Below are 12,602 nucleotides of genomic sequence, written 5' to 3' on the forward strand. Positions count from 1 at the left end.
CGGGGTACTGCGGTATCGTCGGCCGACCCCAGGCTGAACGAGGAGCGTGCACGTGTTCAACCGGACGAGTCTGCAGGCCGCTGCAGCCCTTGCGTCCATATCCCTGATAGCCGGATGCGGGGTTTTCTCTGATCCGGAGTCCGCCGGGGAGAAGCGAATCACCATCGGGACGACGAGTTCGCCCTCCACATTGGATCCGGCGGCTTCCTGGGACAGTTCCTGGGAAATGTTCCGGAATGTCTACCAGACGCTTCTGAGTTTCCCCACCGGCACCACCGTGCCGAAACCGGACGCGGCGGAATGCAAATTCACCGACAAGTCCAGCCGGGTCTTCGAATGCACGCTCCTCGAAGGACTCACCTTCTCCAACGGCCACAAGCTCGACGCCAAGGCCGTGCAGTACTCGATCGAGCGCATCCGCACGATCGACGCCGAGGGCGGCCCCAACGGCATGCTCGGCTCGCTCGACACCGTCGAGACGGTCGGCGACCGCACGGTCGTCTTCAAGCTGAACAAGCCCGACGCGACCTTCCCCTTCGTCCTCGCCACCCCCGCGATGTCGCTGGTCGACCCCGCCGAGTACCCGGCCGACAAGCTCCGCCCCAAGGACGGCAAGGTCGTCGGCTCCGGACCCTACGTGCTCGACTCCTACCAGGAGCGCAAGCGGGCCGAGCTGACCCGCAACCCGAAGTACAAGGGCTTCGCCGACCGCAAGAACGGCGGCGTGACCATCAAGTACTTCGACGACTCGGAGGCGATGGTCAAGGCGCTGCGGGACGAGGACATCGACGCCACCTACCGCGGCCTCACCGCGCAGGAGGTGGTCTCCCTCCAGACGGACGACCCCCGGAACAAGGGGCTCCAGCTCGTCGAGTCCACCGGCTCCGACATCCGCTACCTGGTCTTCAACTCCGAGGACCCCTCGGTCGCCAACCCGGCCGTCCGCCGGGCCGTCGCCCAGCTCGTCGACCGCGACGAGCTCGTCAGCAAGGTCTACCAGGGCACCGCCGAACCCCTGTACTCCATGGTGCCCAAGGGCATCGCGGCCCACACCACCAAGTTCTTCGACACCTACTCCCACCCGGACAAGAAGAAGGCCGCGGAGATCCTGGAGAAGGGCGGCGTCTCCACGCCCGTCGCCCTGAGCCTGTGGTACACGACGGACCGGTACGGTTCCGCGACGGCCGCCGAGTTCACCGAGCTGAAGCGGCAGCTGGAGGCGTCCGGCCTCTTCAAGGTCACCGTGCAGGGCAAGCCGTGGACCGAGTTCCAGGCCGGCTACCAGAAGGGCGAGTACCCCGTCTTCGGCCGCGGCTGGTTCCCCGACTTCCCGGACCCGGACAACTTCATCGCCCCCTTCCTCGGCAAGAAGAACGTCCTCGGCACCCCCTACCTGAGCCCGCGCATCACCGACCAGCTCCTGCCCAAGTCCCGCCGCCAGAGCGACCGGGGCGCGGTCTCCAAGGAGTTCGTCCAGGCCCAGGAGATCATGGTCCAGGACGTCCGGCTGCTGCCGCTGTGGCAGGGCAAGCTGTACATCGCGGCCCGTGACGACATCGGCGGCGGCGAGCGCGCGCTCGACCCGCAGACCGTCATGCAGCTGTGGGAACTGCACCGCAGGGCCAGCTGGTAGCCCTCGGGACCCCTCCGCCGGAAGCCCGCCGGCGGAGGGTGAGGGGCCCGCTGTCAGTGGGCCCCGGTAGGTTCCGTACTCGGAACTGACGAACCACCGGAGGTTGTGGACCGTGACCGACATCAACATGCTGCCCGAGTCCTGGCGCGGCGTCCTCGGCGAGGAGCTGGAGAAGCCGTACTTCGCCCAGCTCACCGAATTCGTCGAGCAGGAGCGGGCCGCCGGGCCGGTCTACCCCCCGAAGGACGAGGTCTTCGCGGCCCTGGCCGCCACCCCGTACGACAAGGTGAAGGTCCTGATCCTCGGTCAGGACCCCTACCACGGCGAGGGCCAGGGCCACGGCCTGTGCTTCTCCGTCCGCCCCGGCGTGAAGACCCCGCCGTCCCTGCGGAACATCTACAAGGAGATGAACGCCGAGCTCGGCCACCCCGTCCCGGACAACGGCTACCTGATGCCGTGGGCCGAGCAGGGCGTCCTGCTGCTCAACGCGGTCCTCACCGTCCGCGCCGGCGAGGCGAACTCGCACAAGGGCAAGGGCTGGGAGAAGTTCACCGACGCCGTCATCACCGCCGTCGCCTCCCGCCCCGACCCGGCCGTCTTCGTCCTCTGGGGCAACTACGCCCAGAAGAAGCTGCCCCTCATCGACGAGGAGCGGCACGTCGTGGTGAAGGGCGCCCACCCCTCGCCGCTGTCGGCGAAGAAGTTCTTCGGCTCCCGCCCGTTCACCCAGATCGACGAGGCCGTCGCCGCCCAGGGGCACGAGCCGATCGACTGGCGCGTCCCCGACCTCGGCTGAGCCTCGGCCCGATCGGCCTCCCGGCCGGTTAGCGTCGTCCCACCACGCAGGGCGAGCGCCGGGAGGCCGCGGTGACCGAGCAGCAGCGGACGTCGGACGAGGAGGTGCCGACGCGGATCGGGCAGGCGCGGATGCTGCTCCACGGCGGCGACCGGGAAGAGGCCCGCAACCGCCTCGGCGCCCTGTGGCAGCAGCTGGGACCCGACGGGGACCCGCTGCACCGCTGCACCCTCGCCCACTACCTGGCGGACGCCCAGGACGACCCGGACACCGAACTGGCCTGGGACCTGCGCGCCCTGAGCGCCGCCGAGGACCCCGGGACCGGGCGGACCACCCCGTACGCCTCGGCGGCCGCCCTCCGGGCGCTCTACCCCTCGCTCCACCTCAACCTCGCCGCCGACTACGCCAAACTGCGCCGCCCGGACGCGGCCCGCACCCACCTGGACCGCGCCCGCGCGGCCTGCGAGGCGCTCGACGACGGCCCGTACGGGGCCGGTGTGCGGGCGGAGATCGAGCGGCTGGACCGGCGGCTGCGGGAGGACTGAGACGGCGGACCTCAGCGGATACGGCCCTCCGGACAGAGCACGGCCCGGACCTCCGCCGGATCCGGCCCACCGTACCGCTCGCCCAGCGCGCACACGTCCGCGCCGGACACCGGCAGCGTGCCGTGCGGGTCCAGGACCGACGGTCCGGCGGACGGCCCCGGTACGGCGTCCCCGGACGCGGCCGGACGCGCCGACGGGGCACCGGCCCGTACCGGGGAGGCTGCGGGCGACGGGGCGGCCGTCGCCGGGGCGGACCGCCCGGTGGCCCGGCGCGTCTCCCCGCGCGGCGGCGCGGGGCTCGCCGACGGGGCGGCCAGCGCCGCTTCGAGGGCCTCCCGGGCGGGCCCCTGGAGGACGATCTGCGGCGCCGCGTCCGGGGCGGCGGGCCGTACGGTCTCAGAGACGGGCGCGGTGGCCGGCGCGGGCGCCGGGGGCGGCCCGTCGACGGTCGCGCAGCCGGTCAGGGCGGCTACGGCCGCACCGATCAGCAGCCGCGCGGAGGTTCGGGTTCCTTGCACCGGGCCACTCTGCTCGCCCGGCGGTGATCTTCGAACCCCTACCGGCGGGAATGCCCCGCACGGGTGAGAGGCCGGTCACCCCCCTTGACCGGACCCGGGGCGGCGGGGGAGGAGGGCTCAGGCGCCGGTGGAGCCGTCGATGCGCTCGCGGAGCAGATCGGCGTGGCCGTTGTGCCGCGCGTACTCCTCGATCATGTGGAGGTAGATCCAGCGCAGGTTGATGAGGTCGCCGGTGCGGTGGTGGGAGCCCGCGCCGAGGTCGTCGAGGGCGTGCCCGGCGGCCAGCGTCCGGGCGTGGGCGATCTCCGCCTGCCAGGTGGCGTACGCCTCCGCGTAGGTGTCCTCGCCGGTGGGGTGCATGTCCCGGTCGTCGTCCTTGTCGTCGGCGTAGAGCCACTCGGCCTCCTCGCCGGCGAGGACCTTCCGGAACCAGCCGCGCTCGACCTCGGCCATGTGCCGGACCAGACCGAGCAGGCTGAGGTCGGAGGGCGGCACGGAGGCGGTGCGGAGCTGCTCGTCGGTCAGGTCCGCGCACTTCGCCGCGAGGGTCGCGCGGTGGAATTCGAGCCACTGCTCCAGGGCCTGGCGCTCCCCGGTGGTGGTGGCCGGGTAGACGCGCTCGGGTACCGCGGTGTGATCGGTCGTCATGGGGGGCATCGTCGCGGACGGCCGGGGCCGGACGCCACCGCTTTGACGCGGCCCGGCGCACGGGGCCCTTCGCGCGAGGACGCGGGCGCGCGGCCGGCGCGGGGACCGCCGCGCCCCGCCCCGCGTAAGCTGACCAGCGCGAACGGCCCGCCGAACGGGGCCGTCGGACCAGCGCAGAGGGAGACCCCGTGAAGATCGGCTGCATCGGACTCGGCGACATCGCCCAGAAGGCGTACCTGCCCGTCCTCGCCACCCTCCCCGGGGTCGAACTCCACCTCCAGACCCGCACCCCCGCCACCCTGGAGCGGGTCGCGGACATCCTCCACCTGCCGGCCGCGCGCCGCCACACCGACCTCGGCTCGCTGCTCTCCGCCGGGCTCGACGCCGCGTTCGTGCACGCCTCCACCGCCGCCCACGCCGAGATCGCGACCCGCCTCCTCGACGCGGGCGTCCCCACCTATGTCGACAAGCCGCTCGCCTACGAGTACGCCGACTCCGAGCGGATCGTGGAACTGGCCGAGAAGCGCGGGGTCTCCCTCGCCGTCGGCTTCAACCGGCGGCTCGCCCCCTCCTACGCCCAGTGCGCCGACCACCCGCGCGAGCTGATCCTCCTCCAGAAGAACCGGATCGGCCTCCCCGAGGAGCCGCGCACCTTCGTCCTCGACGACTTCATCCACGTCGTCGACACCCTCCGCTTCCTGCTGCCCGGCGAGGCCGACCACATCGACGTCCGCGCCCGGATCCGCGACGGCCTGATGCACCACGTGGTGCTCCAGCTCTCCGGCGACGGCTTCACCGCCATCGGCATGATGAACCGGATGAACGGCTCCACCGAGGAGGTCCTGGAGGTCTCCGGGCAGGACACCAAGCGGCAGGTCGTCAACCTCTCCGACGTGATCGACCACAAGGGGCAGCCCACCCTCCGGCGGCGCGGCGACTGGGTGCCGGTCGCCCGCCAGCGCGGCATCGAGCAGGCCGTCCTCGCCTTCCTCGACGCCGTCCGCGAGGGCCGCACGCTCAGCGCCCGCGACGCCCTGCGCACCCACGAGCTGTGCGAGCGGGTCGTCCGCGAGGCCCTGGAACAGGCCACCGCCTGACCCGGCCCCCGCTCCGGACATAGCCCCGGGGCCTGTCCCGCGAAGATCCGCCGGGCAGGCCCCGGGGCCCTGTTTCTTTGAGGGGTTATGGGCGCCATTCCTGCTGGTAGGCGGGGTGCGCGGCGTATGACTGGCCAAGGACTCGCAGCGCGTATTCCAGCCCGGCCGAGCGGGAGTCCGAGGGGTGCATGGTTGTGCAGTCGTGCGCCAGTTGCTCGATCAGGTCGAGCATGGGGAGATGGCTGTCGAGAAGCGATTCGCCGCCCAGGGTGTCGGCCACGTAGGCATAGGCGTGGTTGTCGTCCATGATGCGTGCGACGAGGAACTTCACAAGATCGTCCATGTCGCCATCTTCGCGGGCGAGGCGCTTCAGCGGTCAAGCGACTGTCCAGATGAGGATGGCGGCGAGGTGGAGTGCGGCCTGGTAGGCGATGGCGAACTTGTCCGTTCGCATGGCCGGGCCGCGCCACTGCTTGAGTCGGTTGATGCAGTGTTCGACTGAGTTGCGCTGCTTGTACGCTTCGGCGTCGCAAGCTGGTGGGCGGCCTCCGGTGCGGCCTCGTCGCAGACGGTGGCCGATCTGGTCGGACGGCTGGGGGGGGCAGCGCGGATTCCACGTCGGCGGAGGTGATTGCGGATCGCTCGGGATGGGTACGCGCGGTCCGCCAGGACGGCATCGGGTCGGGTTCTCGGCCTTCCGGGTCCGCTTCGCGGAACATGGATGCCGGCCATGATGGTTTCGAACGCAGGGGCGTCGCCCGCCTGGCCTGCGGTGACGCGGAGGGCCAGGGGTCGTGCACGGCTGTCGCTGGCAGGGTGGACTTTCGTACTCAGGCCGCCGCGGGAGCGGCCGAGGGCGTGGTCGTCGGGTTCGGCCCGGCCTGGAGCCCCTTTTCCCTGGCTCCGGCGGCGTGCTGGTGGGCCCGGCAGACGGCGGAGTTCACCGACACGGTCCAGCCGATGTCGTCAGCGGCGTCGGTCGCTGCCGGAACTGCGGCGAGGATGCGTTCCCAGGTGCCGTCCACGGCCCACCTGATCAGGTGTTTGTGAGCTGTCTGGAACGAGCCGAGCTCGTCCGGCAGGTCTCGCCAGGAAGAGCAGGTGCGGTACTTCCACGCGATGGCCTCCAAGGTTCGGCGATGACCGGCCCACCGCCGACCACGGACCGGCTCGGCCGGCATCAGCGGCTCGATCCGGTCCCACATCGCATCAGTGATCACTACTGAGGTTGAACTCGTGATGTCGCTCGGTTGCTTGGGTGGGTCTGATGGTCAGGCCGGTCTCGGCGAGGCGGCCGTCTATGAGGTCGCTGCGGTACTGGATGTGCCGCAGGCCGCGTCGGATGCGCTGGACGAGGTGTTCGGGGGTGCTGAAGGCGAGGTGGGAGAGCCGGCCGCGCCGCAGCGGCGACCAGATCTCTTTGACGGGGTTGAGGCCGGGCGCGTAGGGCGGGAGGTGGTAGATGGTCAGCCAGTTTTTGGCTTCGGCGAACTCCCGCAGGCCAGCGGCCTTGTGGGCGTTGAGGTTGTCCCGGACGGGCACGATCGGACCATCGAGCTGCTGGTGGGCGGCGATCAGCAGGTCCCGGTAGCCGCGCCGGGAGAAGCTCTTGCGCCCGTCGCGCCGGCCGTTGTCCCGGCGCGGCCTGTAGATCAGCCGGGGCCGGTGGCCGGGTTTGTAGCAGGTCAGCGCGGCGATCGATATCCGTCTGCGGGAACGGCCGCGGACCCGCACCACCGGGGTCCGGCCGCGCTGCGACCAGGTCCTGACCTGCGGCGGCGTCATGGAGAATCAGGCCTCGTCCTCGAAGACGAGCCAGGCTCCACTCACCGCCGCGAGTCTTCCGCGCAGGGCCACACCTCCCGGGCCCAGCCGGCCACCGCCTCGTCGCCCCGCTCCATCGCACGCCGGGCCGACACCTGGTAGGACCAGCCGTTGCGTACCAGCAGCTTGCGTACGCCCTGGATGGTGCAGGTCAGGTGGAAGCGCCGGCCGATCACCGTCTTCACACGGCTCAGGGTCCAGCGCCGGTCCTCCCAGCCGTGCGAGACCGGCCCCCTGGCCGGGCTCTGCCTCCAGCCGGGTGAACTGCTTCTCGCTCAGCCTTGGCAGCGACGCCGGTCCCTGCGACCGCAGAGCCCGCGGACCGCCCTCGTCCCACGTCCGCCGCCACCGCTGCATCGAGCGGACGCTGACCCGCAGGTCCTTGGCGATCACCGAACTCGCCTCACCCTGGGCGAACCTATCGGCCGCCTTCAGCCGTAACTCCTCGCGGAAATGCTGACGTTCGGCGGTCAGCCCGCCTCCTTGCGGATACCGCGTACCTCGCTGATACCGCACGGTCGACGAGCCGCCAGCCCCTACGACTCCACGAGTTCAACCTCCGTAGACACGTGCGGGCCAGCGCTCAGGAACAGGACCGGCCCGGGAACCAGCCAAACTGAACACGCCCCAGACCACGCCCACCGCACCCGAACGCAACCACTGCGCCCCGTCCCGAATCCCACCAAAAACGAAATACCAAATCAAGTGGTCCAGCCCTCTGAAAACCAGTGAACCGTCACACCCGGAAAATACGCAGATCGCAGATCTCAAGACCACGGATCGCGCCCTGCGGCGGAGATACGAGACTCCTCCGCTGCAGTCAGGAATCGAGGCGCCGAGGTTCCCCACATAGGCGTCCCAGAAAGAGGATGTTGAGGAAATTGCGCTCGGAAGATCCCGACAAGGAATTCCGCCATACCGCAATCATAAAGATTCCAGGCGTCCTCGTCGCGCTCATAGACAACCACAGGCCAATCATCAGGACTTCCTTCTCCTCTGAGCCAGAAAAGAAGATCTGCAGTTCCATCAGAGGCCCAGGCGAGCAACTGACCAGGTTCGGCGTCAATCCCAGGGATTCCTCCCAAGTCCTCCCACACCTCCTGGGCCACGGACGTCTCGTCCGCCATGTAACCCTCCGGAAGGCCCGCTTCACTAATGCCTGGCTGGAACACTGCAAGAAAGTTCTCGATGGCGCCAGGGCCATAATTCCGCATGAACTCCTTGTAGTCGTCAGGAAAAGGAGTGCCCCAAGCCCTCTCCAATTCCCCCCAGTTGATCTCGACGCCAGCCCCGACGTGCGGAGGCATCATCGCAATGAGGTCTCTGATAGAAATTTAAATCCCCTGACCTATTTCGTGTGCCTCGAAGGAGCTGGATATCTATTGACAGACTGGTGCCTGAGATTACACAAGGCGCCTGGCTTGAACTCATTGGGAACAGAGATGTTATCGATGGGCATCAGCGGAACATTGTTTACCGATATGGCCGAATTAATTCTATGCCCATAGGGGACTGCCCTAGGTTCTTCATGTATTGGCGTTGCGGTATAGTCAATAGCTACCCCTGTCCGGGAGCCCGTCACCTTTGCGAGTTTTTTTATAATAGCACATATTCTGCCAAATTCGATGCGGACTCCCTTTGGTGTAGTAGAAGTTCGCCGGCCCGGCGCACGTGGAAAGATTATTCGGTTCAGTTCCCGAGCCTCCCGGAGTACTGGTGAAGAGGTGGCAGGTATTGACATCGCTCTGCGGATTAAGCCCGTACACCTTGACGAAATGCTGAGCTCAAGGATACCCCTTTGTCTTGTTTGGATCCGCCTTCGTCCCCTTGCTCTTCACGAAGAAGTTCTTATTGGGGCGTTTTCATCCTGAATAGCCGCAGGTCGGCAGCGTGTGGACGGCTTGGACGATGGTGTCGATGTGGCGGGTGGAGCATCTGGCTCGCCGGAGGATTCGCCAGGACTTCAGCTGCGTGAAGGCGCGTTCGCCAGGCGCCCTCAGTCGGGCGTGGTCGCGGTTGAACTGCTGGTAGTGCTCGGGCTGTTCGCGGTGACGGTAGTAGGGGGTGCGGACGGTGGCGCCGGCGCCCTGGTAGGCCCGGTCGGCGAGGACGAGGACCTGCCGGGTGAGGCAGGCCTGGACGATGCCGTGGGCACGCGCGGTGGTCAGCTCGTGGGCGCGGCCGGGTGTCGCGCGGGAGAACCACAGCGGTGTGCCGTCAGACCGGGCGATGACCTGTACGTTCATGCCGTGCTTGCGGTGCTTCTGGGAGTAGTACGGCTCGTCCGCGGCGATGCGGTCGGTGGGAATCAGGGTGCCGTCCACGATGACGAAGCCGCCCTCACCCAGGCCGGTCAGGGCCTCGTGCAGACCCGGCACCCATGCCGCGAAGATGTCCAGGGTCCCGTCGACATACCTCCAGGCAGTGAGCCTTTTCCAACCTGGTTCTGGAGTGCGGTTGTTGGGCAGACAACGTGGTGAAGCCCCTGGTAGATGGGTTTTCGACCAAGAGAACCGTCTCCACCAGAGGCTTCACGTGCTTGTCCACCCGTCGGGCGTCGACGTGTCCAGCTCCGCCCTCCGCTTCCTCACGCAGTAGCTGCGGCGCCACCGCCGCGCGATCGGCTCCCGGTGGCGGCGCCTGAGCGCCGGCCGCCAGGCCCTGCTCACCCTCGCCCCCGGTCTGACCGACGCGGTGCGAACCGCGTCGGCGAAGGCGTACCTGATCCTGGACGGCACCTTCCTGCCTATCGACCGCATCGCCGCAGACCGACCGTTCCGCTCCGGCAAACACAAGAAGCACGGGATGAACGTGCAGGTCCTCGCCGACCCCTTCGGCCGACTGCTATGGGCCTCGCCGGCCCTGCCCGGCGCCGTTCACGACATCCGCGCGGCTCGCGAACACGGCATCGTCGACGCCCTTGCCGAGGCAGACACCCCCTGCCGGGCCGACAAGGCATACCGAGGCGCCAGCGGCACGGTCCGCACCCCGTGCCGGGGACGATGGGACACCCTCTCCGCAGGCCGGCAGGCGGTCAACCGGTCCCACGCAAGGATCCGGGCGCTCGTCGAGCAGGCCGTCGCCACCCTCAAGTCCTGGCGGCTCCTCCGCAAACTGCGGTGCTCGACCACCCGGATCACCAGCCTCGTCCAGGCCGTCCTCACCCTCCATCTGCCCAGCTCAGAGTGAGGTTGGAAAAGGCTCAGTGGCGGTCGAGATCCCGAAGCCGGCCGCCAGGGCGGGCAGCGTCTCGTTCTTGCGCAGGTGCACCGGTACGAGCAGGGCCTGCTGGAAGCATCCCAGCTTCCGCCACCGTGAACGGCGTTCACACCTTCGTGCATGGATGAGCCAGGAGACATGCTCAGCCAGCTCATGTGGGACGTCGACCGTGGCACGGTACGGGACCAAGCGAGGCTCCTCGGACGATGCGTAGTGCGTAGAGAACACCGCCGCAACGACCAGGAGCCTCGTCTCGTTACGCACCCCTGCTGACCTGCCATTTCACCCCATAGAGACAGGGTGAAAAAGGTTCATTGAGGCAGGCCCTATCCTCGTGGACCGACCACTATTTTGATGGTCCAAGTCACCGTATTCGATCCACCCGTTGCCGTCGGCACGACATTCACGGTGGTCATTGTCATCGTCGTTGGATCCGCCCGGATCTACCCCCGGAGCGCTGTGGTGATTTGTTTGCTGGGCGGGGATAAAACTTTGCTGACCGTCGGTTAGAATGTTTAGCAGTGAGAGGGTCCCAAAAGCCATTTGAATGCCGCCCTCGGGCTTCCAGTCGCCGTTTTTGAGGTCCCAGTCGGGCTTGGGGACCCAGGTGGGGGCGGGCTTCGGGTGCTTGCCATTATTCATGTTCTGGTCGACCACCGGCTTCGCGGCGAAAGCGGCTGCGACAGGAATCACGTGGCCTGTGGTGATCGGGTAACGAATACCGTGGTCCCCCTTATAGTCTCCGCCTCCATTTTTACGCCCTTGTGCCCGAGCTTGCGCAGCAATAGAGCCTGCCAGGTCCGCGGTATTAGTGAGGACCGAGGTCCCCGTGCCGACATGGGCGAACGGCGTGGTGGTGGAGCTCGACCACGACCAATTCAAGCTCCAGCCGAAGGACCAGCCAGAAGTATTCGTCTGGCCGAGTTCGTAGGAGGCCCACTCGGCTAGGGCCTGTCCGATAGATCAGGTAACCCGCCTGGTGGCCGGTCGTTCTGTTCGGTATAGGGCGGGGTGATCTTTCTGATGACGAGTGGGCTCGACTCGAACCCAGTCTGCCCAAAAGCGCTGGGCGAGGAGGATGTTGGCAGTGTCATCGGCGCGTGATCAACGGAATCTTGTTCCGGCAGCGAACCGGTCTGCCGTGGCGAGATCTTCCGACCCGCTTCGGGAAGTGGGAGATGGTCTATGACCGCCATCGCAGGTGGTCCGCGGATGGCACGTGGGAGCGTGTGCTCCGGACGGTCCAGGCGGACGCCGATGTCGAGGGGCGAATCGACTGGAGTGTGGTGAGCGTAGATTCGACGGTGTGCCGCGCCCATTGGCTGCTCTGATCACTCCCGGGCAGTGGGGTGACGCGCCACAGTTGATCAACGTTATGGATCGTGTTCGAGTCCCTCGCCCAGCTGGCGGTCACCCGCGAACGCAACCGGACCACGTGTGTGGCGATAAGGCGTACAGCTCTCGCCGGAACCGCCGCTACCTGCGGCGACGCCAGATCAAGCACACCATCCCTGAGCCGAAGAATTAGAAGGTCAACCGCCAACGACGCTGCAGCCAGGGTGGGCGGCCAACCGGCTTTGACAGCACTACCTACAAAAGGAGGAACGAAGTCGAGCGCTGCTTCAACGCGCTCAAGGGCTCCAGGGCCGTGGCGACTCGCTATGACAAGAGGGCCTACATCTTCCACGGCACGGTTACTCTGGCGGCGATTCGGTTGTGGCTCCGCCACTGATGTCAGCCACCGCAGTGAATGCCCCGGTGGTTTCTTCAGTCGTCGGCGGCGACGATGAGCGTGATTCGCCCAGCCGAGCGGTCGACGAGCACGAACTCGTGAAAGTAGTCGTGCACGCGCCCCCAGTCGTGAATCGCCTCATCACCGAGCTCGCTGAGATAGTAGATGCCATCGGCTGCGGCCACGCGGGCGAACACCTTCCGCTGCAGATCTGCCTCCAACTCGGTGGGCACGTCCCAGAGCGGATCCACCCACTCCCGCAAGATCTGCGCAGCCTTCTCCTGGCTGATGGACTCATAGAGGCCAGGAGTGATCAACTGCAGCCAATACGGACCGTGCCGAGGGCCGTCCGGAAGTGCTCCACTACCTGCATAGTCGTCCCGGAACTGCTCGTGCCCAATCAGTGCGGCAAGCAGCTCTCTATCGTCCACCGACCCCGCAGAGAAGCGCAGCTGCTTGATGTCAACCCACCGAAACCCGTGCTCCTTCGGATCCCGGACGTAGCGTCGAAAGTTGATGAAGGCGCTTTCCTCGTGAGCGAGCCCGTTGTCCATGGCGCCAGCCTAGAAGGCGAGGGGCTCCTGCCGACT

General features: G+C 67.6%; 10 protein-coding genes and 6 pseudogenes. 6 read left to right on the plus strand and 10 right to left on the minus strand.

What is annotated here, in order from left to right:
* Nucleotides 1–52: 52 nt before the first annotated feature.
* The 3 genes from IE219_RS15080 (at nucleotide 53) to IE219_RS15090 (ending at nucleotide 2,974) form a co-directional block, all read left to right on the plus strand.
* Complete coding sequence (locus tag IE219_RS15080) at nucleotides 53–1,633, plus strand: ABC transporter substrate-binding protein (RefSeq protein ID WP_189977427.1); 1,581 nt, start codon at nucleotides 53–55, stop codon at nucleotides 1,631–1,633.
* A gap of 112 nt (nucleotides 1,634–1,745) precedes the next feature.
* Nucleotides 1,746–2,429 (plus strand): uracil-DNA glycosylase, encoded by a 684-nt coding sequence (gene ung / locus IE219_RS15085; protein WP_189977429.1) that lies wholly within the window; start codon nucleotides 1,746–1,748, stop codon nucleotides 2,427–2,429.
* A 71-nt stretch (nucleotides 2,430–2,500) separates the two neighbouring features.
* Nucleotides 2,501–2,974, plus strand: a complete 474-nt coding sequence (locus IE219_RS15090) for a hypothetical protein (RefSeq protein WP_189977431.1) — start codon at nucleotides 2,501–2,503, stop codon at nucleotides 2,972–2,974.
* Nucleotides 2,975–2,985: 11 nt separating this feature from the next.
* On the opposite strand, the gene IE219_RS15095 is transcribed toward IE219_RS15090, so the two are convergent.
* Both IE219_RS15095 and IE219_RS15100 read right to left on the minus strand, forming a co-directional pair.
* On the minus strand, nucleotides 2,986–3,492 hold the full coding sequence (locus tag IE219_RS15095; RefSeq protein ID WP_189977433.1) for a hypothetical protein: 507 nt from the start codon (nucleotides 3,490–3,492) through the stop codon (nucleotides 2,986–2,988).
* 117 nt (nucleotides 3,493–3,609) lie between these two features.
* Nucleotides 3,610–4,149: a DinB family protein gene (locus IE219_RS15100; RefSeq protein ID WP_189977435.1), complete on the minus strand. Its 540-nt coding sequence runs from the start codon at nucleotides 4,147–4,149 to the stop codon at nucleotides 3,610–3,612.
* 179 nt (nucleotides 4,150–4,328) lie between these two features.
* On the opposite strand from IE219_RS15100, the gene IE219_RS15105 reads away from it, so the two are divergent.
* Nucleotides 4,329–5,237, plus strand: coding sequence for a Gfo/Idh/MocA family protein (locus IE219_RS15105; protein WP_189977437.1), 909 nt, complete (start codon nucleotides 4,329–4,331; stop codon nucleotides 5,235–5,237).
* 85 nt (nucleotides 5,238–5,322) lie between these two features.
* Here IE219_RS15105 and IE219_RS15110 read toward each other — a convergent pair whose 3' ends face one another.
* From IE219_RS15110 to IE219_RS15135, 5 genes and pseudogenes are all read right to left on the minus strand, one after another.
* The gene (locus IE219_RS15110) at nucleotides 5,323–5,580 is read right to left on the minus strand and encodes a DUF6221 family protein (protein ID WP_189978042.1); all 258 of its coding nucleotides are present in this window, start codon (nucleotides 5,578–5,580) and stop codon (nucleotides 5,323–5,325) included.
* A gap of 33 nt (nucleotides 5,581–5,613) precedes the next feature.
* Nucleotides 5,614–6,442 (minus strand): annotated as a pseudogene (locus IE219_RS15115) (IS5 family transposase).
* 4 nt (nucleotides 6,443–6,446) lie between these two features.
* Nucleotides 6,447–7,577, minus strand: a pseudogene (locus tag IE219_RS32640) (IS630 family transposase).
* Nucleotides 7,578–7,828: 251 nt separating this feature from the next.
* Nucleotides 7,829–8,371 carry an SMI1/KNR4 family protein gene (locus tag IE219_RS32550; protein WP_189977442.1) on the minus strand — a complete coding sequence of 181 codons (543 nt, stop codon included), beginning with the start codon at nucleotides 8,369–8,371 and terminating at the stop codon, nucleotides 7,829–7,831.
* 552 nt (nucleotides 8,372–8,923) lie between these two features.
* A pseudogene (locus IE219_RS15135) lies at nucleotides 8,924–9,502 on the minus strand (transposase family protein); the annotation flags it as partial.
* A gap of 94 nt (nucleotides 9,503–9,596) precedes the next feature.
* Between IE219_RS15135 and IE219_RS15140 the strand changes: the two are divergent.
* Nucleotides 9,597–10,250: pseudogene (locus IE219_RS15140) on the plus strand (transposase family protein).
* Between the two features lie 15 nt (nucleotides 10,251–10,265).
* Here IE219_RS15140 and IE219_RS15145 read toward each other — a convergent pair.
* Together IE219_RS15145 and IE219_RS15150 are read right to left on the minus strand one after the other, a co-directional pair.
* Nucleotides 10,266–10,508 (minus strand): annotated as a pseudogene (locus tag IE219_RS15145) (transposase family protein); the annotation flags it as partial.
* 54 nt (nucleotides 10,509–10,562) lie between these two features.
* Nucleotides 10,563–10,973: a hypothetical protein gene (locus IE219_RS15150; RefSeq protein WP_189977444.1), complete on the minus strand. Its 411-nt coding sequence runs from the start codon at nucleotides 10,971–10,973 to the stop codon at nucleotides 10,563–10,565.
* A 308-nt stretch (nucleotides 10,974–11,281) separates the two neighbouring features.
* On the opposite strand from IE219_RS15150, the pseudogene IE219_RS15155 reads away from it, so the two are divergent.
* Nucleotides 11,282–12,012: pseudogene (locus IE219_RS15155) on the plus strand (IS5 family transposase).
* A 35-nt stretch (nucleotides 12,013–12,047) separates the two neighbouring features.
* Here IE219_RS15155 and IE219_RS15160 read toward each other — a convergent pair.
* Complete coding sequence (locus tag IE219_RS15160; RefSeq protein WP_189977446.1) at nucleotides 12,048–12,566, minus strand: hypothetical protein; 519 nt, start codon at nucleotides 12,564–12,566, stop codon at nucleotides 12,048–12,050.
* Nucleotides 12,567–12,602: the final 36 nt, after the last annotated feature.

It is taken from the genome of Streptomyces termitum (genome assembly GCF_014650175.1).
Taxonomy (GTDB): domain Bacteria; phylum Actinomycetota; class Actinomycetes; order Streptomycetales; family Streptomycetaceae; genus Streptomyces; species Streptomyces termitum.

Excerpts from the sequence above, each read along its gene's own strand:
- IE219_RS15100 (WP_189977435.1), bottom strand. The coding sequence starts at position 4,149 with ATGCCCCCCATGACGACCGATCACACCGCGGTACCCGAGCGCGTCTAC.
- IE219_RS15110 (WP_189978042.1), bottom strand. The coding sequence starts at position 5,580 with ATGGACGATCTTGTGAAGTTCCTCGTCGCACGCATCATGGACGACAAC.
- IE219_RS32550 (WP_189977442.1), bottom strand. The coding sequence starts at position 8,371 with ATGATGCCTCCGCACGTCGGGGCTGGCGTCGAGATCAACTGGGGGGAA.
- IE219_RS15160 (WP_189977446.1), bottom strand. The coding sequence starts at position 12,566 with ATGGACAACGGGCTCGCTCACGAGGAAAGCGCCTTCATCAACTTTCGA.